This is a genomic window from Streptomyces sp. NPDC042102 (assembly GCF_055582305.1).
Genome location: NZ_JBVJDL010000003.1, coordinates 365,722 through 389,725 on the forward strand (window position 1 = coordinate 365,722; position 24,004 = coordinate 389,725).

General features: G+C 71.5%; 20 protein-coding genes and 1 pseudogene. 15 read left to right on the forward strand and 6 right to left on the reverse strand.

Annotation, left to right across the window (positions count from 1 at the left end; all coding sequences use genetic code 11):
- Positions 1-161 precede the first annotated feature (161 nt).
- Positions 162-1,742, forward strand: coding sequence for an acyl-CoA mutase large subunit family protein (locus ACZ6KO_RS14970; protein ID WP_469304393.1), 1,581 nt, complete (start codon positions 162-164; stop codon positions 1,740-1,742).
- 44 nt (positions 1,743-1,786) lie between these two features.
- The gene (gene leuE / locus ACZ6KO_RS14975) at positions 1,787-2,449 is read left to right on the forward strand and encodes a leucine efflux protein LeuE (protein ID WP_469304394.1); all 663 of its coding nucleotides are present in this window, start codon (positions 1,787-1,789) and stop codon (positions 2,447-2,449) included.
- Positions 2,450-2,466: 17 nt separating this feature from the next.
- Here leuE and ACZ6KO_RS14980 read toward each other — a convergent pair whose 3' ends face one another.
- From ACZ6KO_RS14980 to ACZ6KO_RS14990, 3 genes are read right to left on the reverse strand one after another with little or no spacing between them, the layout of a single operon-like run.
- Positions 2,467-3,603 carry an acyltransferase family protein gene (locus ACZ6KO_RS14980; protein ID WP_469304395.1) on the reverse strand — a complete coding sequence of 379 codons (1,137 nt, stop codon included), beginning with the start codon at positions 3,601-3,603 and terminating at the stop codon, positions 2,467-2,469.
- Positions 3,600-4,958: a polysialyltransferase family glycosyltransferase gene (locus ACZ6KO_RS14985; RefSeq protein WP_469304396.1), complete on the reverse strand. Its 1,359-nt coding sequence runs from the start codon at positions 4,956-4,958 to the stop codon at positions 3,600-3,602. The genes ACZ6KO_RS14980 and ACZ6KO_RS14985 overlap by 4 nt, the downstream gene beginning before the upstream one ends.
- Complete coding sequence (locus ACZ6KO_RS14990; RefSeq protein ID WP_469304397.1) at positions 4,958-5,932, reverse strand: glycosyltransferase family 2 protein; 975 nt, start codon at positions 5,930-5,932, stop codon at positions 4,958-4,960. Before ACZ6KO_RS14990 ends, ACZ6KO_RS14985 begins: the two co-directional genes overlap by 1 nt.
- Positions 5,933-6,108: 176 nt before the next feature.
- Between ACZ6KO_RS14990 and ACZ6KO_RS14995 the strand changes: the two genes are divergently transcribed.
- The 12 genes and pseudogenes from ACZ6KO_RS14995 (at position 6,109) to ACZ6KO_RS15050 (ending at position 19,782) form a co-directional block, all read left to right on the forward strand.
- Positions 6,109-7,410, forward strand: coding sequence for a DUF6716 putative glycosyltransferase (locus ACZ6KO_RS14995; protein WP_469304398.1), 1,302 nt, complete (start codon positions 6,109-6,111; stop codon positions 7,408-7,410).
- Positions 7,407-8,111 (forward strand): annotated as a pseudogene (locus tag ACZ6KO_RS15000) (acylneuraminate cytidylyltransferase family protein); the annotation flags it as partial. The gene ACZ6KO_RS14995 and the pseudogene ACZ6KO_RS15000, both read left to right, overlap by 4 nt.
- Positions 8,112-8,244: 133 nt before the next feature.
- Positions 8,245-9,171 carry an N-acetylneuraminate synthase family protein gene (locus ACZ6KO_RS15005; protein ID WP_469304399.1) on the forward strand — a complete coding sequence of 309 codons (927 nt, stop codon included), beginning with the start codon at positions 8,245-8,247 and terminating at the stop codon, positions 9,169-9,171.
- Positions 9,172-9,213: 42 nt separating this feature from the next.
- A complete protein-coding gene (locus ACZ6KO_RS15010) occupies positions 9,214-10,323 on the forward strand; it encodes a hypothetical protein (RefSeq protein ID WP_469304400.1) in 1,110 nt (369 codons plus the stop codon).
- A 137-nt stretch (positions 10,324-10,460) separates the two neighbouring features.
- Complete coding sequence (locus ACZ6KO_RS15015) at positions 10,461-11,756, forward strand: amidohydrolase (protein WP_469304976.1); 1,296 nt, start codon at positions 10,461-10,463, stop codon at positions 11,754-11,756.
- A 218-nt stretch (positions 11,757-11,974) separates the two neighbouring features.
- Positions 11,975-13,036 carry a BMP family lipoprotein gene (locus ACZ6KO_RS15020; protein ID WP_469304401.1) on the forward strand — a complete coding sequence of 354 codons (1,062 nt, stop codon included), beginning with the start codon at positions 11,975-11,977 and terminating at the stop codon, positions 13,034-13,036.
- A 196-nt stretch (positions 13,037-13,232) separates the two neighbouring features.
- The gene (locus ACZ6KO_RS15025; RefSeq protein WP_469304977.1) at positions 13,233-14,936 is read left to right on the forward strand and encodes an ABC transporter ATP-binding protein; all 1,704 of its coding nucleotides are present in this window, start codon (positions 13,233-13,235) and stop codon (positions 14,934-14,936) included.
- A complete protein-coding gene (locus ACZ6KO_RS15030) occupies positions 14,933-16,048 on the forward strand; it encodes an ABC transporter permease (protein ID WP_469304402.1) in 1,116 nt (371 codons plus the stop codon). Before ACZ6KO_RS15025 ends, ACZ6KO_RS15030 begins: the two co-directional genes overlap by 4 nt.
- Complete coding sequence (locus ACZ6KO_RS15035; RefSeq protein ID WP_469304403.1) at positions 16,045-17,304, forward strand: ABC transporter permease; 1,260 nt, start codon at positions 16,045-16,047, stop codon at positions 17,302-17,304. Before ACZ6KO_RS15030 ends, ACZ6KO_RS15035 begins: the two co-directional genes overlap by 4 nt.
- Entirely contained in the window at positions 17,301-17,699 is a 399-nt protein-coding gene (locus ACZ6KO_RS15040) for a cytidine deaminase (RefSeq protein WP_401454994.1), read from the forward strand. The genes ACZ6KO_RS15035 and ACZ6KO_RS15040 overlap by 4 nt, the downstream gene beginning before the upstream one ends.
- A 104-nt stretch (positions 17,700-17,803) precedes the next feature.
- The gene (locus tag ACZ6KO_RS15045; protein ID WP_469304404.1) at positions 17,804-19,081 is read left to right on the forward strand and encodes a thymidine phosphorylase; all 1,278 of its coding nucleotides are present in this window, start codon (positions 17,804-17,806) and stop codon (positions 19,079-19,081) included.
- Between the two features lie 104 nt (positions 19,082-19,185).
- On the forward strand, positions 19,186-19,782 hold the full coding sequence (locus ACZ6KO_RS15050; RefSeq protein WP_469304405.1) for a Uma2 family endonuclease: 597 nt from the start codon (positions 19,186-19,188) through the stop codon (positions 19,780-19,782).
- A gap of 282 nt (positions 19,783-20,064) precedes the next feature.
- On the opposite strand, the gene ACZ6KO_RS15055 is transcribed toward ACZ6KO_RS15050, so the two are convergent.
- The 3 genes from ACZ6KO_RS15055 to ACZ6KO_RS15065 all read right to left on the reverse strand — a co-directional run bounded on the left by ACZ6KO_RS15055 (position 20,065) and on the right by ACZ6KO_RS15065 (position 22,981).
- Positions 20,065-21,042 carry a sigma-70 family RNA polymerase sigma factor gene (locus ACZ6KO_RS15055; protein WP_469304406.1) on the reverse strand — a complete coding sequence of 326 codons (978 nt, stop codon included), beginning with the start codon at positions 21,040-21,042 and terminating at the stop codon, positions 20,065-20,067.
- Positions 21,043-21,127: 85 nt separating this feature from the next.
- Positions 21,128-21,775, reverse strand: coding sequence for a L,D-transpeptidase family protein (locus tag ACZ6KO_RS15060; RefSeq protein WP_469304978.1), 648 nt, complete (start codon positions 21,773-21,775; stop codon positions 21,128-21,130).
- A 183-nt stretch (positions 21,776-21,958) separates the two neighbouring features.
- Complete coding sequence (locus ACZ6KO_RS15065; protein WP_469304407.1) at positions 21,959-22,981, reverse strand: ScbA/BarX family gamma-butyrolactone biosynthesis protein; 1,023 nt, start codon at positions 22,979-22,981, stop codon at positions 21,959-21,961.
- 312 nt (positions 22,982-23,293) lie between these two features.
- Between ACZ6KO_RS15065 and ACZ6KO_RS15070 the strand changes: the two genes are divergently transcribed.
- Positions 23,294-23,935 carry a ScbR family autoregulator-binding transcription factor gene (locus ACZ6KO_RS15070; RefSeq protein ID WP_469304408.1) on the forward strand — a complete coding sequence of 214 codons (642 nt, stop codon included), beginning with the start codon at positions 23,294-23,296 and terminating at the stop codon, positions 23,933-23,935.
- Positions 23,936-24,004: the final 69 nt, after the last annotated feature.

Consider the following 24,004-nt stretch of genomic DNA (forward strand, 5'->3'; position numbering starts at 1 on the left):
TTTCCCCCCGAATTCCTACGTGGTCTATCTGAACGATGCCTGGCGGGCGTGGACAGTTGCGCGGAGTCCCGGGATGTTGCGCCATTGTGACCGGGGGCCCGCCGCGCGGGGACGGTTGTATCAGCACCGGGCCCGCCCGCTCCATGGAGGTCTTGGTCACAATGGCGCGATCCGAGAGCGGACTGCCGATCGAACCCGTCTACGGGCCCGAGGTTCTGACGGGCTGGGATCCCGTGGACCAACTGGGGCAGCCCGGTACCTACCCGTACACAAGGGGGATCTATCCCACGATGTACACGGGCCGGCCGTGGACCATGCGTCAGTACGCCGGCTTCGGCACCGCCGCCGAGTCCAACGCCCGGTACCGGCAGCTCATCGACGCCGGCACCACCGGACTGTCCGTCGCCTTCGACCTGCCCACGCAGATGGGCCACGACTCCGACGCGCCGCTCGCGCACGGCGAGGTCGGCAAGGTGGGCGTCGCCGTCGACTCGGTCGAGGACATGCGGGTGCTCTTCGACGGCATTCCGCTCGACCGGGTCTCCACCTCGATGACCATCAACGCTCCGGCCGCCCTGCTGCTCCTGCTCTACCAGCTCGTCGCCGAGGAGCAGGGCGTCGCGGCGGACCGGCTCACGGGCACCGTGCAGAACGACGTGCTGAAGGAGTACATCGCGCGCGGGACGTACATCTTCCCGCCCGCGCCCTCGCTGCGGCTGGTCGCCGACACCTTCCGCTACTGCCGCGCCGAGATCCCCCGCTGGAACACCATCTCCATCTCCGGCTACCACATGGCCGAGGCCGGGGCCTCGCCCGCGCAGGAGGTCGCCTTCACCCTCGCCGACGGCATCGAGTACGTCCGCACCGCGCTCGCCGCCGGCATGGAGGTGGACACGTTCGCCCCCCGGCTCTCCTTCTTCTTCGTCGCCCGCACCACCCTCCTGGAGGAGGTCGCCAAGTTCCGGGCCGCGCGCCGGATCTGGGCCCGCGTCATGCGCGAGGAGTTCGGCGCCCGCGACCCCAGGTCGCTCATGCTGCGCTTCCACACCCAGACCGCCGGGGTGCAGCTGACGGCCCAGCAGCCGGAGGTCAACCTGGTGCGGGTCGCGGTCCAGGCGCTCGCGGCGGTGCTCGGCGGTACCCAGTCGCTGCACACCAACTCCTTCGACGAGGCCATCGCCCTGCCGACCCACAAGTCGGCCCGGCTGGCCCTGCGCACGCAGCAGGTCCTCGCGTACGAGACGGACGTGCCCCACACCGTCGACCCCTTCGCCGGGTCCTACGCCGTGGAGCGGATGACCGACGAGCTGGAGGCGGAGGTCCTCGCCCTGATGGAGCGGGTGGCCGACCTCGGCGGCGCGGTCGCCGCCATCGAGGCGGGTTTCCAGAAGGGCGAGATCGAGCGCAACGCCTACCGCATCGCGCAGGAGACCGACAGCGGCGAGCGGGTGGTGGTCGGGGTCAACCGGTTCGCGCTGGCCGAGGAGGAGCCCTACGAGCCGCTGCGCGTCGACCCGGAGATCGAGGTCCGCCAGCGGGAGCGGCTGGCGCGGCTGCGCGCGGAGCGCGACCAGCGGGCGGTGGACGCGGCGCTGGCGGCGCTGCGGGAGGCCGCGGCCGGGACGGAGAACGTGCTGTACCCGATGAAGGAGGCGCTGCGGGCCCGGGCCACCGTGGGGGAGGTCTGCACCGCGCTGCGGGAGGTCTGGGGCACCTACGTACCGGCCGATTCCGTATGGTGAAACCCGGGTGTTGACAGGAGTGACCTTGTGCCACACTCCTGGACATGCTGGGTGTGACCGATCTTCCGACCTACCTCGCGGGCCTGGTGCTGATCATTCTGCTGCCGGGGCCGAACTCGCTGTACGTGCTCTCCGTCGCCGCCCGGCGCGGTGTGCGCACCGGGTACCGGGCCGCCGCCGGCGTCTGGACCGGCGACACCGTGCTGATGGTGCTGGCCGCGGCCGGGGCGGCCTCGCTGCTGCAGACCAGCCCGGTGGTGTTCGGGATCGTCAAGCTGCTCGGCGCCGGGTACCTGACCTGGCTGGCCGTCGCCATGCTGCGCGGCGCCTGGGCGCTGTGGCGCTCGCGCGGTGAGCGGGACGGGGAGCCGGCCGGGGCCGGGGACGGCGTCGCCGGTGACGCGGGCGAGGCGGAGCGGCCGTACCGGCGGGCGCTGCTGATCAGCCTGTTCAACCCGAAGGCCATCCTCTTTCTGGTGTCCTTCTTCGTGCAGTTCGTCGACCCCGCCTACGCCTATCCGGCGCTGTCCTTCCTGGTCCTGGGCACCCTGCTGCAGATCGGCAGCTTCCTCTACCTGACGCTGCTGATCTTCGGCGGGACCCGGCTGTCCGCGGCCTTCCGCAGCCGTCGGCGGCTGTCGGCCGGTGCGACCTCGGCCGCCGGGGTGCTCTTCCTCGGCTTCGCGGCCAAACTCGCCGTCAGCTGAGCCCGCCGCCGCGCCTGTCAGCCCAGGGCCCGCCGCAGCACCGGTGTCAGCGGGCGTTCCACCAGCCGGTGGACCGCCCGGGCCAGCCCCAGCATCAGCGCCACGGTGACCACGAGGACGACGGCCGGCGGCAGCGCCGGCCGCAGGGCGGCGATCACCGTCCAGCCCAGGTGCTCGTGCACCAGGTAGAACGGGTACGTCAGCGCCCCCGCCGCCGTCAGCCACCGGCTGCCGGCCGGGCCGATGCGGCCGAACGGGCCCAGCGCGACCAGCGCGACCGCGAGGAACCCCGCCGTCACCACGGCCACGATCACCAGCGCGCTGCGGTACGAGAAGAACCGCGGGTCCGGCGCGTGCCACAGCCCCGCCACCGCGTAGTGCTGCCCGAGCAGCCAGCCCGCCCCGGTCACGCACCAGGCGAGCGCGTCGCGGCGGTCGCGGTACAGGAGGTGGAGGCCGATGCCGCCGACGAAGAAGGGCGCGTACTGCGGCATCAGCGCCTGCGTCAGCAGCGCGTGGTCGGACGCGTCGGCGAGCGCGGCGGCGAACAGCCAGCCCCCGCAGAACAGCAGGGTCCGGCGCCGGCCGCCGCCCGGCAGCACCACGCACAGCGCGAACAGCACGTAGAACCGCAGCTCGGCCCAGAGCGTCCAGCACACCCCGAGCACCCGGTCCGCGCCCAGCGGCTGCTGGAGCATGGTCAGGTTCACCAGGAAGTCCGAGGCGGACACCGTCGGGTACGCGACCAGCGTCACCAGGCCGATCGCCACCCAGTAGGCGGGGTAGAGGCGGGCCGCGCGGGAGGCGGCGAAGGCGCGCGTACGGCGGCCCCGGGCGCTCATGCAGATCACGAAGCCACTGATCACGAAGAAGATCTGGACGCCGAGGCAGCCGTACGCGAACCAGCCCGACGCCGTCGGGAACAGCTCCCGGGGCGAGGCGCCCCAGGCCCTGGCCACCTCGCCGTCGCGCCCGCCGTAGTGGTAGCCGGCGACCATCAGCGCGGCGAGCAGCCGCAGCCCGTCCAGGCCGGCCAGCCGCGGCGGCCCGCCCGCGCGTCCGCCCGCGCCCGCGCCCGCCGGTCCGCCGGGCCGTTCCCGCGCGGGGGACCGCCCGTCCTCGCGCGCCGCGGCGCTCGCGTCGAGCGAGGTCACCGCCCTCGTCCCGAGGCCGCCCGGCGCAGCCGCTTGGCCTGGCGCACGGCCCGGCGCAGCACCGGGCTGCCGCGCAGGAAGGACAGCTGGGACGGGATGCCGCCGGGCAGGGCCAGGGTGGTCAGCCGCTTGCGTTTGAAGTACCGCCAGGTGCGCGCGTCCAGCCGGGAGGCGAGGTAGCGCTCGGCCTCGGGCCGGCGGGCGGCCAGCACCTGCGGCTGCATGGTGAACCCGACGGCGGTCACCAGTCCGGCGAGTTCCTCGCGGACCCGCTCCGGGCCGGGGGCCCGCCAGCCGCGTACGGCGTCGTGGTCGGCCAGCGCGGGCAGCAGGGCGTCGACGACGGTCAGCGGGACGCGGTTGCTGTTCTGGTACGGGGCGAGCCGGGCCAGTATGACGTCGGTACCGGTGTGCGCGACCGGGAGCCCGTACAGGGTGGCGGCCGTGAGCAGGCCGGTGGAGAAGCAGCCGACCACCAGCGCCGGGCGCAGCCGCTGGTAGAGCACCTCGGCGAGGACGGGCTCGGTCACGACGGTGAAGGGGACGCCGAGCCGCTCCGCCTCGGCCGCGGCCCGGTCGCTGTAGCACGCCGGGGCGGAGGGGTGCGGCTTGAAGACGATCTCGCGGTGGCCGAGGGCGTGGGCGCCGCGGACCATCGCCACGTGCAGTTCCTCCTCCTCCCGCGCGGGCAGCAGGTCGAGGGCGGAGAGGTACTGGCCGAGCAGCAGCGCCGGGGCGTCGGCGGCGATGTCGGGGGCGTCGGCGGACAGCTCGGTGAGCACCTTCAGGAACAGCTCGCCGGGCACCAGCTCGGCCGGTACCCCGAACTCGGTCAGCAGCAGCGGCTCCAGACCGGGTACGAGGTCCAGGTGCAGGACGCGCCGGACCCGGACGCCGATCTGGGGGTCGATCTTGAAGCGGGTGGGCCCGTAGCTCATCAGGCCGTCGGCGTAGACGTCGACGGCGGCGCCGGGGAAGAGCTGGCACAGGGCCTGCGCGGGGGAGACCTGGATCGACTCGACGATCAGCTCGACACGGTCCTCGCCCAGCCCCCACAGGGCGCGCAGCTGCCGCTCCCACAGCGGGACGTCCTCGCCGCGCGGGGCCCAGGAGCTGGGGTGGAAGGGCTCGATGACGTGGTTCCAGTCCAGGACCTCGTCGAAGCGCGTGCGCAGAGCGGCGAAGCCCGGCATGTCCTCGATGCCCGGGGTGACCTCGGGAACGAGCGCGTTGTTGCTGGTGAGCAGGATCCGGCGGGCGGCGGCGGGGAAGCTGCCGGCGTCGATGCCGGCGGCGAGGGTGGCCGTGCCGTAGAGGGTGGACGCCAGGAAGATCTGGGTGGTGCGCGTGGACATCAGAGGGCCGCCCCCGCCGAGGCGCGGCGGCGCAGCCGGCGCAGGCGCCCGGAGCGTTCGGCGTCCATCCCGTCCAGGGCCTCGGCCAGGACGTCCTGCGGCATTCGGCCGAGGGCGTCCGCGCACAGCGCTCGCAGTTTTTTGGCCACGGCCGGTTCGTACCTTTCCTGGGAGCCCAAGTGGTGCGAAATAATCGCACAATATGTTCGGACGGCTTTCGGAAGAAGGAGATCGGCTTCACGGTCCGCGGCGGTTTCGGACAGGACTTGATCAAATGCGCGGATGAAATCGAGCTGCCGCTCGTCGCCGATCTGTGTCAGGGAGGTGGAAACTCCCCGACGGTAGAAGATTCCGGGCAATCCGACGGCCGCGAACGACGCCGCCTCCCGGTGCAGCCGCCAGATCCACGGCCGGTCCTCGGCCGTCCGCAAACCGTCCGTGAAGTGCAGTATTCCCGCGTCGAGCAACCGCCGGTGGTACATCCCGGCCCAGGCGTACGGATAGTCCACCGAGGACGACCGGTCGGCCGGCAGGATCGCGGTGCGCGGCGCGGCGATGACGCCCTGGGGGCCGTACGGAATGCGCTGCACGGTCCGCGTGCGGCCGGTGACCTGGACGTGGTCGGTGCGCACGAAGTCGCAGCCCAGCTCCTCGATGGCGGCCAGCACCCGGGCCAGCTGGCCCGGGGCCAGCCAGTCGTCGCCGTCCAGGAAGGTCACGTACGTGCCGCGGGCCGCGTCCAGGCCGGTGTTGCGCGCGGTGGCCAGGCCCCCGTTGGTCTCCCGTCTGAGGTGCACCGCGCCGGGCAGCCGGCGCGCGGCGTGCTCCAGCAGCTCGGGCGTCCCGTCCGTCGAGCAGTCGTCGACGAGCAGGAACTCGAAGTCGTCCCGGGCGTTGAGTTCGAGGCTTTTCAGGACATCCGGTGCGTATGTCTGCACGTTGTAGAACGGCACGACAACAGAGAGCTTGAGCACCCGCGAGAGAATAGGACGCCCCGCAGCATTCATCATGGACCGAATGAGGATTCCGGGTGAACGACGGGCGGCGGGTCTGTTAACCAGTCCGCATTCGCAATTCGTCGACGGGTTGTTCACCCGCTGTTGAGGGATCGTTGGGACGATCACCGGAATTCCGGCATAGCTTCTGGGCCGTGCCAGTACCGAAGCGGGTCGCCGTACTCGCCGATTCCGATACGCGATGGAAATGGGGCGCACTCACCGCCCGTCGCCTCGCGCCCGAACCACACCTCACCGGATTCCTGTTGCGGGGCCGTGCCACGCCCACCGCGCGCCAACTCGGTGAAGTGGGGGTGGAGGCCGACCGGCTGACCGAGGTGACCTGCGCCGAGTTCCTCGCGGAGATCCAGCGCGAGGCGTACGACGTGGTCGTCCTCGCGCTGGTCGGCGGCGCCGTCCAGGCCGTCCTGCACGGCGCCCGCGCGCTGTGGCCCGACGCCGCCGCGCGGCCCGTCATCGTCACCGGATACGTGGGCGTCGTATACGAGAAGCTCGCCGACGGGCTGCTGCTGCGGCACGGCGCCGACCTCGTCCTCGCCAACTCCCGGCACGACGCGGAGCGCTTCCGCGCCGTCTACGAGGGCGTGGGCGCCGACGCCGGCGCGGTCACCGAGACCGCGCTGCCCTTCCTCGACGGCGCGCCCTACGAGAGCGCCGGCAGCCGCGCCCACACCGTGGTCTTCGCCGCCCAGCCCTCCGTGCCCGAGAACCGCGCCGACCGCACCTACCTGCTGCGCCGGGCCGCCGAACACGCCCGCCGGCACCCCGACCGCGAGGTCCTGGTCAAGCTGCGCAGCCGGCCCGGCGAGCACACCACGCACCTGGAGGAGCTGCCCTACCAGCGGCTCGCCGAGAAGCTGCCCGACGGGCTGCCGGCCAACTGCCGCCTGGTGTACGGGAACATGGGCGAGGTCCTGGACCGCACCGACCTGCTGGTGACCGTCTCCTCCACCGCCGCCCTGGAATCGATGCACCGGTCCATCCCGACCGCCGTGCTCACCGACCTCGGCATCCGCGAGGCCCTCGGCAACCACCACTTCCTCGGGTCCGGCTGCCTGGCCTCCTGGGACGAGCTCGACGCGGGCCTGCTGCCCAAGGCCGACCCCGACTGGCTGGCCGAGCAGGGCGTCGGCGCCGGACCGGAGGCCTTCACCGCCGCCCGCGACCGCGTCGCCGAGCTGTGCGCGCGGGAGGAACTGCCGCCGCTCGCCCCGTACTACACGCTGACGACCGCACCCGGGTACCTGCCCGGGATCCTGGCCCGGCACCACCTCGGGCCCGACGGCGTCCCGCTGCCCGGCGCGGTCCGCCCGGCCGGCGGGGAGTCCCGGCTGCGCGCCTACCTGCGCGGGCGGCTGCGGAACGCGGCGCGCGGCGCCTACCGGCACGGCGTGCAGCGCGTGGCCCCGCTGATCCGGCGGATGGGCGAACTGTGAGCGCCGGCCGCGCGCCCCGCGCGCCGCGCGTCCTCGCCGTGGTCCCGGCCCGCGGCGGCTCCAAGGGCGTCCCCGGCAAGAACCTCGCCGAGGTCGGCGGGGTCCCCCTGGTCACCCGGGCCGTCCGGGCCTGCCTGGCCGCGCCCACCGTCACCGACGTGGTCGTCTCCACCGACTCCGAGGCCATCGCCGCCGCCGCCCGCGCGGCCGGCGCCGACGTGGTGCGCCGCCCGTCCGCCATCTCCGGGGACACGGCCACCAGCGAATCGGCCCTGCTGCACGCGCTGGACGCCTACGAGGAGCTGCACAACACCGAGGTGGCCGTCGTCCTCCTCGTGCAGTGCACCAGCCCCTTCCTGACCTCCACCGACGTCGAGTCGGTCGCCGCCGCCGTCGCCACCGGCACGGCCGACTCGGCCCTGACCGTGGCCCCCTTCCACGGCTTCCTGTGGCGCCTTCCCGACGAGGACGGCGGCGTGGGCGTCAACCACGACAAGGCCACCCGGCCGCGGCGCCAGGACCGCCCCCAGGACCTGCTGGAGACCGGAGCCGCGTACGCCATGGACGCCGCCGGCTTCCGCCGGGCCCGGCACCGCTTCTTCGGCCGGACCCTGCCCGTACCCACCGATCCCGCCCGCGTGCTGGAGATCGACGACCCGCACGACCTGGCGCGCGCCCGCGCGCTGGCACCCCTGCTGGACCCCCTGCCGGAACCCCCGCTGGAACCCCCGCTCGAACCCCTGGGCGCCCCTCATTGAGGACCCGGCGGGACCCCGCAGGACCCCCGTAAGACCCGCAGCTCACACCCCCGTACCAAACCGAAGGACACCTGCCATGAACGCTCGCCTCCGGACCCTCGGACCGCGTACCGCCGGCCCCGGCCGGCCCGTCTACGTCGTCGGCGAGATCGGCATCAACCACAACGGCGACCTGGCCAACGCGATCGCCCTCATCGACGCCGCCGCCGACGCCGGCTGCGACGCGGTGAAGTTCCAGAAGCGCACCCCCGAGATCTGCACCCCGCGCGACCAGTGGGACATCGAGCGCGACACCCCCTGGGGCCGCATGACGTACATCGACTACCGCCACAAGGTCGAGTTCGGCGAGGACGAGTACCGCGCCATCGACGCGCACTGCCGCGAGCGGGGCATCGACTGGTTCGCCTCCCCGTGGGACACCGAGGCCGTCGCCTTCCTGGAGAAGTTCGACGTCCCCGCCCACAAGGTGGCCTCCGCCTCCCTCACCGACGACGAGCTGCTGCGCGCCCTGCGCGCCACCGGCCGGACCGTGATCCTCTCCACCGGCATGTCCACGCCGAAGCAGATCCGGCACGCGGTGGAGGTGCTCGGCAGCGAGAACATCCTGCTCTGCCACGCCACGTCCACCTACCCGGCCAAGGCCGAGGAGCTCAACCTGCGGGTCGTCAACACCCTCATGGACGAGTACCCCAACGTGCCGATCGGCTACAGCGGCCACGAGACCGGCCTGCAGACCACGCTGGCCGCCGTCGCGCTGGGCGCCTGCTTCGTCGAGCGCCACATCACCCTCGACCGCGCGATGTGGGGCTCCGACCAGGCCGCCTCCGTCGAGCCCGGCGGCCTGGCCCGCCTGGTGCGCGACATCCGCACCATCGAGACCGCCCTCGGCGACGGCGTCAAGAAGGTCTACGCGTCCGAGCTCGGCCCCATGAAGAAGCTGCGCCGGGTCGTGGGCGAGGTCGCCGAGGCCGAGCAGGCCGAGGCCGCGCTCACCACCGTCTGACCCGCGGCCGGCCCCGCCCGTCCCGACCACGAGGAGTACGCGGTGAACCCTGCCACCACCCTGGCCTTCGTCGAGAGCCCGGTGCAGCTGCTGAACGTGCTGGAGTGGGCCCACGCCCGCGCCCCGCGCGGACCGCTGCTCCCCGGGGTGCCCGGCCAGCCCGCCAAGGGTGCCTCCGGCGCCCCCGCGCCCGCCGACGACCTGCGGATCGTCGTACTGCCCCCCACCGACCCCATGTCGCGCGGGCAGCTGCGGCGGGTGGCGGGGCTGGCGCGGGACGAGGGGCACCGCGTGCAGTGGCAGGAGGCCCGCGGCGGCGCCCTCGCGCCGTTCAAGGCGCTCGGGGCCCTCGCGGGCGACGTACGGCGGGCGGGGCGGATCGTGGTCGGGGACCCGTTCTCCCGGTTCGTGCAGCTGCTGCTGGTCCCGGCGCGCGCCAAGGAGCTGGTCGTCGTCGACGACGGCACGGCCACCATGGAGTTCGTCGCCCAGCTCGGCCGCGGCGAGCGGCTGCGCCGCTGGCACCGCACCGGCGGCGGCGCGCTGGGCCGGGCGCGCGAGCTGGCGTACGCGCCGGTCTCCGCCACCGCGCGGCGCCGGCTGCGCGGGGTGGAGCTGTTCACCTCGATGCCGGTCACCCCGCTCGACGGCATGCGGCTGCGCGTCAACGACTTCGGCTGGACCCGCTCCCGGTTCGGCCCGCCGCGCCTGACCAAGGGCACCGACCTGGTGGGGACCTCGCTGGTGGAGACCGGTGTGGTCGACCCCGCCCGCTACCTGGAGGCCGTCCGGGCCCTCACCGAGGAGCACGGCGCGACCCGCTACTTCGCGCACCGCCGCGAGTCCACCGAGAAGCTGCGCGCGCTCAGCGAGGCCACCGGACTGGAGATCGTCCGGCCGGACCTGCCGCTGGAGCTGATCGCCCGGCGCGGCCCGGTGGGCCGCACGATCGTCAGCTTTCCGTCCACGGTGGTCCACACTCTGCCGTACGCGCTCTCCGGCACCGGTGTGACGGTGGCGGTCTGCGACGTCGACCCGGCCTGGCTCACCGGAAACGCCTCGCCCCGGGCGCGCACGTTCCTCGCCGGCGTCACCGACACCGCCCGTGATGTGCGCAGACTCCCCGCGACGGCGGCCCCCGCGGCCGGGTGAGCGGCGGAGTTTACCCCCGGCCGACCACAGGCATGCGCCCGGAGGACGGTTTTTTCGCCCCGAACGGGTTGAAGTTTTTGTGATCACCCGGCAGTTGGCCCATAGGTGCGCCTACTCTTCAACAGGTGAACCAGTTGATGTCCCGCGAGTCCCAGACCGCCCTGCCCGGAAAGCCCGCCCAGCCCGAGCTGCCCGGCAAGCTCCCGGAGAACCTGCGTGCCGAACTGATCGCGTTCCGCCGGGACTTGCACATGCATCCCGAGCTCGGACACCAGGAGTTCCGCACCACGGCCGCGATCAAGGCCCGGCTCGAGAAAGCCGGCCTGCGACCACGGGTGCTGAAGTCCGGCACGGGACTGATCTGTGACGTGGGCACCTGGGAGGAACCCGGTGCACGGGGCGGCTACGAGGGCACCGGCGCGCCGCGGGCGGCCGCCCTGCGCCCCATGCTGGCCCTGCGCGCGGACATCGACGCCCTGCCCATCCCCGACGCCAAGACCCACGTGCCCTACCGCTCCACCGTGCCCGACCGCGCCCACGCCTGCGGCCACGACGTGCACACCACCGCCGTGCTGGGCGCCGGCCTGGTGCTGGCCCAGCTGGACCGGCAGGGCCTGCTGCCCCGGCCCGTACGGCTGCTCTTCCAGCCCGCGGAGGAGGTGCTCCCCGGGGGTGCCACCGAGGCCATCGACTCAGGTGTGCTGGACGGGGTCGGGCAGATCATCGCGGTGCACTGCGACCCGCGCGTGGACGCGGGGAAGATCGGGCTGCGGCCGGGGCCCATCACCTCGGCCTGCGACCGGCTGGAGGTCACCCTGGCCGGCGCCGGAGGCCACACCGCCCGCCCGCACCTGACCACCGACCTGGTCACCGCGGCCGCCCGGGTGGCCCTGGACGTACCGGCCCTGCTGAGCCGCCGGATGGACGCCCGCTCGGGGATGTCGGTCACCTGGGGCCGGATCGAGGCCGGGCACGCCTGCAACGTGATCCCGATGCACGCCGAGCTGTCGGGGACCGTGCGCTGCCTGGACCTGAACGCCTGGCACGAGGCCCCCGACCTGATCCTGGCGGCGATCGACGAGGTCGCCACGATGCACGGGGCCAAGTTCGAGATCAACCACGTCCGCGGGGTGCCGCCGGTGGTCAACGACCCGGTCGTCACCGAGCTGCTGCGGGAGGCCATGACGGCCCGGCGCGGGCCGGAGTCGGTCGAGGACACCGAGCAGAGCCTGGGCGGCGAGGACTTCTCCTGGTACCTGGAGCACGTGCCGGGGGCGATGGCCCGCCTCGGCGTCCGCACGCCCGGGGACACCGCGAAGCGGGACCTGCACCGCGGGGACTTCGACGTCGACGAGGCCGCGATCGCCGTCGGCGTGGAGTTCTTCACGGCCGCCGCCCTGCTCGACGGACGCCGTGCGAGGCCGGTCCGGTAAATTTTCGGTACACCATCGGCGGGTCCGCCGTCATACCTGTCCAGCCCTTGGTACACAAGGGCTGGAGAGGAGAGCTGTTACCGATCGGTCACTGTCCGGTTCGCGACGATCCGATAACGACTCATGAACGGCCCTTTAACTGACATCTACGCGCGTTACGATCGCCGCGAAACCAGCGCCGGTCAGTGGCGCTTCGGTCGGTTTTGAAGGAGCCCCCCTTGCGCCGGATCACCAGGATCACCACCGTGGGCCTCGCGTCCGCGGCCCTCGCCCTTTCCGCCACCGCGTGCGGCGGAAAGTCGTCGACCTCTTCCTCCGAGTCCGGGTCCCCCGACTCGAAGGCGAAGTCGGCCGCCATCGCCTACGACATCGGCGGCCGTGGCGACCAGTCCTTCAACGACGCCGCGTACGCGGGTCTGGCCAAGGCCGAGAAGGACCTGAAGATCAAGGGTGCCGAGGCCGAGCCCACCGAGGGCGAGAGCGAGGCCGACAAGGTCCAGCGCCTCACCGAGCTCGCGCGCAAGGGCAACAACCCGGTCATCGGTGTTGGTTTCGCGTACGCCCCGGCCATCAAGAAGGTCGCGGAGAAGTTCCCGAACACCACGTTCGGCATCATCGACGACACCTCCGTGACCGGCAAGAACGTCGCCAACATGGTGTTCAACGAGGAGCAGGGCTCCTACCTGGCCGGCGTCGCCGCCGCCAAGGCGTCCAAGACCGGCACGGTCGGCTTCATCGGCGGTGTCGAGGTTCCGCTGATCAAGAAGTTCGAGGCGGGCTTCACCCAGGGCGTCAAGGACACCAACCCCAACGCCAAGGTGCTGTCGGCCTACCTGTCGCAGCCGCCGGACTTCGGTGGCTTCGCCAAGCCCGACCTCGGCAAGGCCGCCGCCAAGGGCCAGCTGTCCAACGGCGCCGACGTGATCTACGCCGCCGCCGGTCTCGCCGGCTCCGGCGCGATCGAGGCCGCCGCCACCGAGGGCAAGTGGGCCATCGGCGTCGACTCCGACCAGTACAACCAGGCCGGTCTCTCCAAGTACAAGGAGAAGATCCTCACCTCCGTCACCAAGGACGTCGAGGACGCGGTCTACAACCTGATCAAGTCGGTCGAGGACGGCAAGCCGCAGAACGGTGAGATCCGTTACGGCCTGGACAAGGAGGGCGTCGGCCTGGCCACGTCCAACCCCGAGTACGTGAAGATGGCCGAGGTCACCGCCGCGGTGGAGAAGGCCAAGGCCGACATCATCTCCAAGAAGATCGTCGTCAAGACCGCCCCGTAAGGGACGGCCCGACCGGCTCGAACGGTCTCCGGGGTCCGGGAAGCGGCTCTGCCGCTCCCGGACCCCGCACCGCGTTGGGTGGCCACTTGGCCACAAGTTTTCACTTTCGACAGTGCTACGCGCGTAGAGGCATCGTGGACGCGATACCGTCCCACTCCCGCCCACCCGCCCGGCCGATCCCCGCCCTGCCCCCCTCCTGCTTCCCGCTCCTTCGCGCCAAGGAGAGTGCGTCATCACCGCGTCCAGCCCCCCCGCCGTCGAACTGCACGGCATCACCAAGCGTTTCCCCGGCGTCGTCGCCAACAAGGACATCGACATCACCGTTCGCAAGGGCACGGTCCATGCCCTGATCGGTGAGAACGGTGCCGGCAAGTCGACCCTGATGAAGATCCTCTACGGCATGCAGAAGCCGGACGAGGGCACGATCACCATCGACGGGGAGCAGGTCTCCTTCCACAACCCGGGCGACGCCATCGCCCGCGGCATCGGCATGGTGCACCAGCACTTCATGCTCGCCGACAACCTCACCGTCCTGGAGAACGTCGTTCTCGGCGGCGAGAAGCTGTACGGCATCGGTGCCAAGGCCCGTAAGAAGATCAAGGAGATCTCGGACGCGTACGGCCTCGGCGTGCGCCCGGACGTCCTGGTCGAGGACCTCGGTGTCGCCGACCGCCAGCGCGTGGAGATCCTCAAGGTCCTCTACCGCGGGGCGAAGACCCTCATCCTCGACGAGCCGACCGCCGTGCTCGTGCCGCAGGAGGTCGACGCGCTCTTCGACAACCTGCGCGAGCTCAAGGCCGAGGGCCTCACCGTCATCTTCATCTCGCACAAGCTGGGCGAGGTGCTGAAGGTCGCGGACGACATCACCGTCATCCGCCGCGGCACCACGGTCGGCACCGCCGACCCGAAGACGGCCACCACCAAGCAGCTCGCCGAGCTGATGGTCGGCGCCGAGCTGCCGTCGCCGGAGACCCGCGAGTCCACCGTGACGGACGTCCCGATGCTCCAGGTCCAGGGCCTGACCCTGGCCGAGTCCGGCACGATCACCGCGCCCGAGGTGTCCAGCCCGAACCCGCTGCCGGACAGCGACACCTACGTCCACGAGCCGGCCGTCCCTGTGGGCCGCCTCCTGCTCGACGACGTCAACTTCACGATCCACAAGGGCGAGATCCTCGGGATCGCGGGTGTCGAGGGCAACGGCCAGACGGAGCTGATCGAGGCCCTGATGGGCATGATCAGCACCGACGCGGGTGTCATCAGCCTGGACGGCACCGACATCACGAAGACCACGGTGCGCAAGCGCCGCGAGGGTGGCATCGGGTACATCCCCGAGGACCGCCACCGCCACGGCCTGCTGCTGGAGTCCCCGCTGTGGGAGAACCGGATCCTCGGTCACGTCACCGAGCGGCCCAACTCCAAGCGCGGCGTCCTCGACCCGAAGGCCGTCCGCAAGGACACCGAGCGGATCGTGCGCGAGTACGACGTGCGCACGCCCGGGATCGACGTCACCGCGGCCTCGCTCTCCGGCGGCAACCAGCAGAAGCTGATCGTCGGCCGCGAGATGAGCCACAACCCGAAGTTCCTCATCGCCGCCCACCCGACCCGCGGTGTGGACGTCGGCGCGCAGGCGCAGATCTGGGACGCGATCCGCGAGGCCCGCCGCGAGGGCCTGGCCGTGCTGCTGATCTCCGCCGACCTGGACGAGCTCATCGGCCTGTCCGACACCCTGCGGGTCATCTACCGCGGCCGCCTGGTCGCCGACGCCGACCCCGCGACCATCACGCCCGAGGAGCTCGGCACCGCCATGACGGGCGCCGCGCGGGGGCACCTGGAACACAACGACCACGTAGAAGGCTCTGTCGCTGCCGACGGTGACACGACGGAGGACGAGGCCCGATGAAGAAATTCGACAAGGACCGGCTGCTCCTGGGCTTCGCCGGCCCCGCGCTCGCGCTGGTCAGCGCGTTCCTGCTGACGATGATCGTGCTGGCCGTCTCGGGTGTGAACCCGGTCGAGCCGCTGCGCATCCTCGTGGAGCAGGGCGGTTACGAGGACGTACAGGTCCTGATCCTCAACCAGGCCGGCATCTACTACCTGGCAGCCCTGGCCGTCGCCATCGGCTTCCGGATGAACCTCTTCAACATCGGTGTGGACGGCCAGTACCGCCTCGCGGCGATGGTCTCCGCCGTGGTCGGCGCCTCGGTCGAGCTGCCGGGTCCGCTGCACATCCTGCTGATCGTGATCGTGGCCATGCTGGCCGGTGCCTTCTGGGCCGGTATCGCGGGCCTGCTCAAGGCCCGGCGCGGGGTGAGCGAGGTCGTCTCCACGATCATGCTCAACGCCATCGCGACCTCCCTGATCGCCTGGCTGATCCTGCCGAAGAACCTCGGCGTCCAGCTGCCCGGCTCGAACGACGTGACCACCGGTGAGATCCCCAAGTCCGGCTGGTTCCCGGCGCTCACCACCGCCGGCGGCTTCGAGGTCTACGGCTTCACCTTCGTCGCCTTCGCGCTCGGCATCGTCTACTGGTTCGTCCTCAACCGCACCCGCTTCGGCTTCGACCTGCGCGCCACCGGCGCCAGCGAGTCCGCCGCGCAGGCCTCCGGTGTGGACGCCAAGAAGATGATCATGACGTCGATGCTCATCTCGGGCGCGGTCGCCGGTCTGGCCGGTATGCCGCTGCTGCTGGGCGAGTCCCACACGTACAACCTGTCGTTCCCGCTGGGCATCGGCTTCACCGGTATCACCGTCGCGCTGCTGGGCCGCAACAGCCCCGTGGGCATCTTCTTCGCCGCGCTGCTGATCGCCTTCATCGACAAGGCCTCCGCCGGTCTCGACTCGGCCGGTTACGAGAAGGAGATCGGCACGATCATGCAGGGCCTGATCGTGATCGCGGTCGTCGTCAGCTACGAGCTCGTCCGCCGCTACGGCATCCGCCGCCAGCAGCAGAAGGTCGGCGAGGAGCTGGCCGCCGGCCACGCCATCAAGACCGACAAGGAGGTCGCGGCGTGAGCACCAGCACCGTATCCGCGACGAGCGCCGCGCCCAAGGGCGGCCGCCGCAAGCTCACCCTGCCCTGGATCCTGCTGATCATCGCGGGCGGCCTCGCCCTGATCTCGCTGGTCCGGGTCATCTCCGGCGCCGAGGACCTGACCTCGGTCGGCCAGGTCTCCGGAGCGCTCCAGCTCGCCGTCCCGATCGCCATGGCGGGTCTGGGCGGTCTGTGGGCCGAGCGGGCCGGTGTGGTCAACATCGGTCTCGAAGGCATGATGATCCTGGGCACCTGGTTCGGCGCCTGGGCGGGCTACCAGTGGGGTCCCTGGACCGGTGTCCTCATGGGCCTGGTCGGCGGCGCCCTCGGCGGTCTGCTGCACGCGATCATCACCGTGACGTTCAACGTCAACCACATCGTCTCCGGTGTGGCGGTCAACATCCTGGCCATCGGCTTCACGCAGTACCTGTCGAACTTCACCTTCGACAAGGCCGAGGGCGGCTCCTCCAAGCAGTCCCCGCGCATCGAGCCGATCACCGAGATCACGATCCCGGGGTTGTCGGACTGGCTGGCCACGATCCAGGGCAAGCACTGGTTCCTGGTCTCCGACATCGCCGGCGTGCTCGGCGGTCTGGTCACCGATCTGTCGCTGCTGACCGTCGTCGCGATCCTGCTGATCCCCGCCACCTGGTGGGTGCTGTGGCGCACGGCCTTCGGCCTGCGGCTGCGCTCCTGCGGCGAGAACCCGATCGCCGCGGAGTCGCTGGGCGTCAACGTCTACAAGTACAAGTACATCGCCGTGGTGGTCTCCGGTGCGATGGCGGGTCTGGGCGGTGCGTTCCTCGCGATCGTCTCCACCGGCATCTACCAGGAGGGCCAGACCGGCGGCCGCGGCTACATCGGTCTCGCCGCGATGATCTTCGGTAACTGGATGCCCGGCGGCATGGCGCTGGGCGCCGGCCTGTTCGGCTTCACGTACAGCCTGAAGCTGCGCGGCGGCGCCGAGAACGTGCACGCCATGCTGCTGCTCATCGCGATCCTGCTGGTGCTGGCCGTCGCCTGGCAGCTGTACAAGAAGAAGTACGTGCAGGCGGCCGTCGCCGCGTTCTTCGCCGTGGCGATGTTCGTCTGGTACGCCCTGACCGACTCGGTGCCCAGCCAGTTCGTCGAGGCCGCGCCGTACGTCACGACGCTGCTCGTCCTCGCCCTGTCCGCACAACGGCTACGGATGCCCAAGGCCGACGGTATGCCGTACCGCAAGGGCCAGGGCAAATGACCCTGGCGACCGACTTCGACTGGGAGGCCCTGCGGGAGGCCGCCCGGGACGCCATGTCCCGGGCGTACGCCCCCTACTCCGGCTTCCCGGTCGGGGTCGCCGCCCGCGTGGACGACGGCCGGGTGGTCATCGGCTGCAACGTCGAGAACGCGAGCTACGGCCTCGGCCTGTGCGCCGAGTGCGGGCTGGTCTCGCACCTCCAGGCGACCGGCGGCGGCCGGCTGACGCACTTCACGTGCGTGGACGGCAAGGGCGGGCTGCTCGTGCCGTGCGGGCGCTGCCGCCAGCTGCTCTTCGAGTTCGGCGGGCCCGAGCTGCTGGTCGACACCCCGGAGGGCGTCCTGCCGCTCGCCGCGATGCTCCCGCAGGCCTTCGGCCCGGACCACCTCCGCTAGTGCTTTCCCCGCGGCCCCCGCACCCCGGTGCGGGGGCCGCCCCGTTTCCCCTCTCAACGCGCGTAGAGTCGCGCACGTACCGAACGTGTACGGAAGGAACTGCCATGGACGTCATTTCCGTCATCCGCACCAAGCGTGACCGCGGTGAGCTGAGCCCCGAGCAGATCGACTGGGTCATCGACGCGTACACCCGCGGTGTCGTGGCCGACGAGCAGATGTCAGCGCTGGCCATGGCCATCCTGCTGAACGGCATGAACCGCGCCGAGATCGCCCGCTGGACCGCCGCGATGATCGCCTCCGGCGAGCGGATGGACTTCTCGTCCCTGTCCCGTCCCACCGCCGACAAGCACTCCACCGGCGGCGTGGGCGACAAGATCACCCTGCCGCTCGCCCCCCTGGTCGCCGCGTGCGGCGCCGCCGTACCGCAGCTGTCGGGCCGGGGCCTGGGCCACACCGGCGGCACCCTGGACAAGCTGGAGTCCATCCCCGGCTGGCGCGCGCTGCTCTCCAACGAGGAGATGCTGCACGTGCTGGACACCACCGGCGCGGTCATCTGCGCCGCCGGTGACGGCCTCGCGCCCGCCGACAAGAAGCTCTACGCGCTGCGTGACGTGACCGGCACCGTCGAGGCCATCCCGCTGATCGCCTCCTCGATCATGTCGAAGAAGATCGCCGAGGGCACCGGCTCGCTGGTGCTGGACGTGAAGGTCGGCTCCGGCGCCTTCATGAAGAACATCGAGGACGCGCGCGAGCTGGCCTCGACGATGGTGGGCCTGGGCACGGACTCGGGTGTGAAGACGGTGGCGCTGCTGACCGACATGTCGACGCCGCTCGGCCTGACGGCGGGCAACGCGCTGGAGGTCCGCGAGTCGGTCGAGGTGCTGGCGGGCGGCGGCCCGGCGGACGTGGTCGACCTGACCATCGCGCTGGCCCGGGAGATGCTGGAGGCGGCGGGCGTCAAGGACGCCGACCCGGCGAAGGCGCTGGCCGACGGCTCCGCGATGGACGTGTGGCGCCGGATGATCGCGGCGCAGGGCGGCGACCCGGACGCGGTCCTGCCGGTGGCGCGCGAGCAGCACGTCGTGACCGCCCCGTCCACGGGCGTCCTGACCCGCCTGGACGCGTACGGCGTGGGTGTGGCCGCCTGGCGCCTGGGCGCCGGCCGCGCGCGCAAGGAGGACCCGGTGCAGGCGGGCGCGGGCGTCGAGCTGCACGCCAAGCCGGGTGACACGGTCACGGCCGGCCAGCCGCTGATGACGCTGCACACGGACACCCCGGAGAAGTTCGCGTACGCGCTGGCCTCCCTGGAGGGCACGTACGACATCGCCCCGGCAGGGACCTCCTTCACCGCCACGCCGATCGTGCTGGACCGCATCGCGTGACCTCGTGATCTGAATACTCATGTTCGGGTGAACGGGACCGGTGGACCTGCGCCGGTCCCGTTCGGCATGCTGGGATCGGTGACGAACCGAATGAGGAGCACACCATGAGCGCACTCGCAGTCGAGCCTCAGCCCACGGGCGGCGACGACTGGGATCTGGCCGTTCGCCTCTGGGAGGAGATGGACTGGCCGGAGGGCTGCAAGGTGGAGATCATCGAGGGGATCGTCACCGTGTCGCCGGCACCAACCAACAGGCACAACCTCATTGCGTCCGACGTGCACCGCGCACTGATCGGGGTGGTGCCGAAAGAGTGGATCATCTGCCAGACACTGGCCGTGGCAGTTCCGTCCAGGAGCGGCATGTACATCCCCGACTTGGTTGTCGTGCCCGAGGCGCTCGTTCGTTCCGCCGGCGATGAGCATTTCATTCCGGCGGCAGCGGCGGAACTGGCCGTCGAGATCACCTCGAAGTCGAGTCTCCGCCATGACCGTCTGGTCAAGCCTGCGGGTTACGCACACGCCGGTGTGCCCCTGTATCTCTTGGTCGACGCTTTTGCCCCGGGGGGCCCGACGATCACCCTCTACGGTGAGCCCAAGGAGGGCCTCTACCGGGTCTTGCGCTCCGGAAAGTTCGGCGAGGCGTTCCACCTTCCGGCGCCCTTCGACTTCGACCTGGACACCTCGGACTTCCCTGTGCTCTGAAACCCACCGATGAGTTTCCGCGGGGGCGGCAGTCACCCCCTCGTGGAGACCCGAACCCTGGTCCTGGAGGGACCCGAGCCCGATGCCGTCCGGTGGTGTGCGCGTGTGCGTGCGCTGTGCCGGGACGGGCCCCGTCGGCTGGTCCTCGACGCGACGGGCCTGGCGCCCACGCTCGGCGCCGTGAACGCCCTCGGCCGTGCCGCCCTCACCGCCCGCCGCGCGGGCGTCGAGGTCCGGGTGCGGGCCGCGCCCCCGTTGCGCGGCCTGCTGGACCTCGTGGGGTTAGGGGAGACGCTCGGGGAGCCCGAACAGGGGGAACCAGCGGGCGGTGTCCAGGAAGGCGTTGAGGCCGGTGATGCGGCCGTCTGAGATCTCCAGGACCTGGAGGGCCCACGGGGTGTGGCCCGCGCCGGAGGGGTCCGGGCGGTACTGGCCGAACGCCGGCAGGCCGTTCGCCGTGGTCGCCACCAGGCGCGAGCCCTTGCAGCCGATGCCCTGCTCCAGGTGCCAGGCCGCGATGTCCGCCGGGCCCTGGAGCCACAGGTCGAACGGCGGCATCGACAGCACCGCGTCCTCGTGCAGGAGCGAGGCCAGCGCGTTGATGTCGTACGCCTCGAACGCCGCCACATAGCGCCCCAGGAGGTCCTTCTGGTCCGCGTCCAGCGGGTCGGCCGGGCTGCTCTCGCGCGGCGGGTGCGCCGCCAGCGTGGCCCGCGCCCGCTGCAGGGCGCTGTTCACCGACGCCACCGTGGTGTCCAGCAGCTGCGCGACCTCGTCCGCCTTCCAGGCCAGCACCTCGCGCAGGATCAGCACCGCGCGCTGCTTGGCCGGCAGGTGCTGGAGGGCCGCCACGAAGGCCAGCCGGACGGAGTCCTTGGCCAGCGCCAGCTCCGCCGGGTCGGCGTGCTGCGGGAGCACCCGGCCGTCCGGGACCGGCTCCAGCCAGGTGACCTCCGGGCGCTCGTTGAGCACGGCCGACGCCTGGTGCTGGGGGGCCGTCAGATCCATCGGCCGGGCCCGCTTGTTGCCCGCGGTCAGCAGGTCCAGGCAGACGTTGGTGGCGATCCGGTAGAGCCACGAGCGGAGCGAGGAGCGGCCCTCGAACTTCTCGTAGCTCCGCCAGGCGCGGATGAAGGTGTCCTGGACGGCGTCCTCCGCGTCGAAGGACGAACCGAGCATCCGGTAGCAGTAACCGGTGAGCTCGACCCGGTACCGGTCCATCGCCGCGTCCAGGTCCGGTGCGGTCGCGAGGTCATCCATGTGCTGTCGCCCCCTGGTAGATCCCTGTCCTTCGGAACCTACCGGAGGCCACTGACAACGGCAGCCCGAAAGCCCCGACCGCCGCCTACGTCCCGGGCTTGCGGCCGTAGACGAAGACGTCGTCGCCGTTCCTGAGCAGGTTCCAGTACGCCTTGGCGTCGGTGCTGGTCATGTTCACGCAGCCGCCGGAGCCGGGCGGGTTCCACATGCTCTTGGTGGTGGAGTGGAAGGCGATGCCCCCGTCGAAGAACTGGGAGTAGGGCATCGCGACGTCGTAGATGGTCGACCAGTGGTTGATGCTGCGGTAGTAGATCTTCCGGTGGCCGGTGCGGGTCTCCGTGCCGGCCTTGCCGGTGCGCACGGGCACCGGGCCGTACGTCAGGGTGGCGCCGTCCTGGATCCAGCTGAGCTGGCGGGTCAGGTCCACGCAGGCGACCCGGCCCACGTTGGTGGGGCAACGGCCGTCGCGGTTGGGGTTCTTGCCCGCGGCCCGCTGCGCCAGCATCGTGTTCATCGTCTGCCAGGTGAGGGGGCCCGCGTACCCGGCGGTGGGGGTGATGCCGTGCTGGGCCTGGAAGGCCCGGATGGCCTGGCAGTCGGCGGCCGACTGGCGGCCGTCGACCGGGCGGCCGAGGAACTGCTCGACCTGCCGCTGGTGCGGCCCGGTGGTCATGTTGCAGGCCGCGGCCGAGGCGGTGGTGCCGCCGGCCAGGACCAGGGGCGCGGCCAGCATCACCGCCCCTGCGACGACCGCCGTCGCGCGGCGTCTGCCGATCGTTCGTATGTGCTTCAAGCCGGCCTCCCGACTCGGGTGGTGCTGAACAACTCCGTCGCGCGGGTGGACGTGCGGGAGACCCGGTGCGGTTCCGTGCCGGCGTACGTATTTCTGTTCGTACGGTTGTTGTATCCGCAGACCTCAGGAGAAGGCGTAGACCGGCTGCGCCTGGGCCTGGGTCCCGGAGGGGCGGGACAGGGCGGCGAGCGGAGCCGTACCGACGACCGCGGTGAAGAGCTCCTGGCCGTTCTGGTGGATGACCGTGCGGACCCGGTCGGTTCCGGGCTCGGGCTCGGCGTCGATCCAGCAGGGGGCGTCGAGTTCGGCGAAGCGCGTGAAGCGGGCGTCCATGGAGGTGGCCATGGTCGGCACCGGGCCGGCGACGATGTGGGCGGCCTGCCGGGCGGCCTCCAGGAGGAGCGCGCCGGGGACGTGGTCCACGGGGTGGTCGAAGAGCACCGGGTGGGTGGTGTCGACGCGCAGCTGCCAGCGGCGGGGCGCGCGGGTGGCGGCCAGGACGACGTTCTCGCGCAGCTTGTGGCCCACGCGGTGGGCCGGTACGGGCAGCGGGACCGGGACGGCGGCGGCCTGGGCCGCGGCCACGTCGGCGTAGCCGCCGCGCAGCCGCCGGTAGACGGCCGGGGCGTGGCTGGTGAAGCGGATCTCGGCGGTGCCCAGGCGCACCCCGTCGCGGCGGGCCGTGAAACGGGGGGTGAGGGCGGAGAGCCGGCCCCGGCGGTGGACCACGTCGCGGCACTCGATGTCGAGGGCGATCTCGGCGGGGCGGGGCCCCGCCTCCAGAGCCTCGGCGCCGGGTGCGGTGGCGTAGCTGAAGCGCTCCCAGATGAAATGGTGCCCGAAGGGGACGGTGTACGCGGCGTGGGAGAGCAGCGAGGAGACCTGACGAACCGTTTCTGTGAAGAGCATCGGGTCGTGGACACCGTGGCGGGAGCGGTAGAAGCTGTGGGACCGGGGCCACTGCGCGGCCGCGGTGAAGGCGTCGTCGCCGGTGCGGTGCCAGCCGGTGAGGAGGACCTCGGCGAGCGCGGCCTTGTGCACGTATTCGCGGGGAACGGTGGTGGTCACGGTGGCGGGCGGGTCGGCGGGACCGAAGGGGGTGCTAGGGGTGGCGCTGGTCTCGTGCTGGGCGTATGAGAACTCCATCTGATCCCCCTGAAATGATGTCCAAACGGGCACAAGTGTGGCGCTGGGCGGGACGCGGAGCGCGGAAGCGGAGCTGCCGTATGACCCCCGTCCTGGATTAACGTAGAGAGTGCTCGTTTTGTTTGTCGAGTAGGGGACGACCGAAACCCGAGAGTGGCTTGATCTGGCCGCCAGAGGATGCGTTGATCGTCATGAAGGTCCCGCGCGAGCCGATCGCATGCGAGCGAACAGATCGCATAACATAGAGGGTGTTCGCTTTTTTACGGTGGGGGGACCGTCCAGGAAGCCGTCCCCGGTGCAGTTGGAGTGATCGTGTCGCAGCCAAGGCAAGCCCGTGCCATCCGGACCCGAGAGAAGATCATCCGGGCGGCCGCCGAGGTGTTCGACGAGTCCGGGTTCGCCGGCGCGAGCATGAACAAGATCGTACGCAGGGCCGAGACCACCATGGGTGCGATGTACTTCCACTTCGCCTCCAAGGAGGAGGTCGCCCAGACCGTGATGGCGGAGCAGGCCGCCGACATGGCCTTCCCCGCGGGGGAGGACGGGCTCCAGCGGATGCTCGACATCACCCTGGAGGTGGCCCGTCAGCTGCGCACCAACGTGCTGCTGAGGGCCGGTGTCCGGCTCGCCGTCGAGCAGGGCAGTTTCGGGATGAGCGACGCCGCGCCGTACCAGCTGTGGTCCGAGATGCTGCGGACCCAGCTGGTGGCCGCCGAGCGCCGCGGGGACCTGCTGCCGGGCGTGGACATCGAGGAGTTCGCCGAGATCGTGGTCGGCGCCTACACCGGCACCCAGTTGCTGTCGAGCATCGCCACGGGTCATGCGGACGTCTACGAGCGCGTCGCCACCCTGTGGCGCTACCTGCTGCCCGCGGTCGCCGCGCCGGAGGTCATCGCGGGCCTCGACCTGGGGGTCGCCGACTCCGCCCGCAAGGGTGCGTCGCTGGGCTCCTGACCGTACGTCCCCGGCCCGGAGCGCCCTGCCGGGCGGGCGCGCGGGACGGCCGTGCCGTCGTACAACTCC

Excerpts from the sequence above, each read along its gene's own strand:
- ACZ6KO_RS14970 (WP_469304393.1), top strand. The coding sequence starts at position 162 with ATGGCGCGATCCGAGAGCGGACTGCCGATCGAACCCGTCTACGGGCCC.
- ACZ6KO_RS15055 (WP_469304406.1), bottom strand. The coding sequence starts at position 21,042 with ATGGATGACCTCGCGACCGCACCGGACCTGGACGCGGCGATGGACCGG.
- ACZ6KO_RS15045 (WP_469304404.1), top strand. The coding sequence starts at position 17,804 with ATGGACGTCATTTCCGTCATCCGCACCAAGCGTGACCGCGGTGAGCTG.
- ACZ6KO_RS15040 (WP_401454994.1), top strand. The coding sequence starts at position 17,301 with ATGACCCTGGCGACCGACTTCGACTGGGAGGCCCTGCGGGAGGCCGCC.
- leuE (WP_469304394.1), top strand. The coding sequence starts at position 1,787 with ATGCTGGGTGTGACCGATCTTCCGACCTACCTCGCGGGCCTGGTGCTG.
- ACZ6KO_RS14985 (WP_469304396.1), bottom strand. The coding sequence starts at position 4,958 with ATGTCCACGCGCACCACCCAGATCTTCCTGGCGTCCACCCTCTACGGC.
- ACZ6KO_RS15005 (WP_469304399.1), top strand. The coding sequence starts at position 8,245 with ATGAACGCTCGCCTCCGGACCCTCGGACCGCGTACCGCCGGCCCCGGC.
- ACZ6KO_RS15050 (WP_469304405.1), top strand. The coding sequence starts at position 19,186 with ATGAGCGCACTCGCAGTCGAGCCTCAGCCCACGGGCGGCGACGACTGG.
- ACZ6KO_RS15015 (WP_469304976.1), top strand. The coding sequence starts at position 10,461 with ATGTCCCGCGAGTCCCAGACCGCCCTGCCCGGAAAGCCCGCCCAGCCC.
- ACZ6KO_RS15060 (WP_469304978.1), bottom strand. The coding sequence starts at position 21,775 with ATGCTGGCCGCGCCCCTGGTCCTGGCCGGCGGCACCACCGCCTCGGCC.
- ACZ6KO_RS15030 (WP_469304402.1), top strand. The coding sequence starts at position 14,933 with ATGAAGAAATTCGACAAGGACCGGCTGCTCCTGGGCTTCGCCGGCCCC.
- ACZ6KO_RS15065 (WP_469304407.1), bottom strand. The coding sequence starts at position 22,981 with ATGGAGTTCTCATACGCCCAGCACGAGACCAGCGCCACCCCTAGCACC.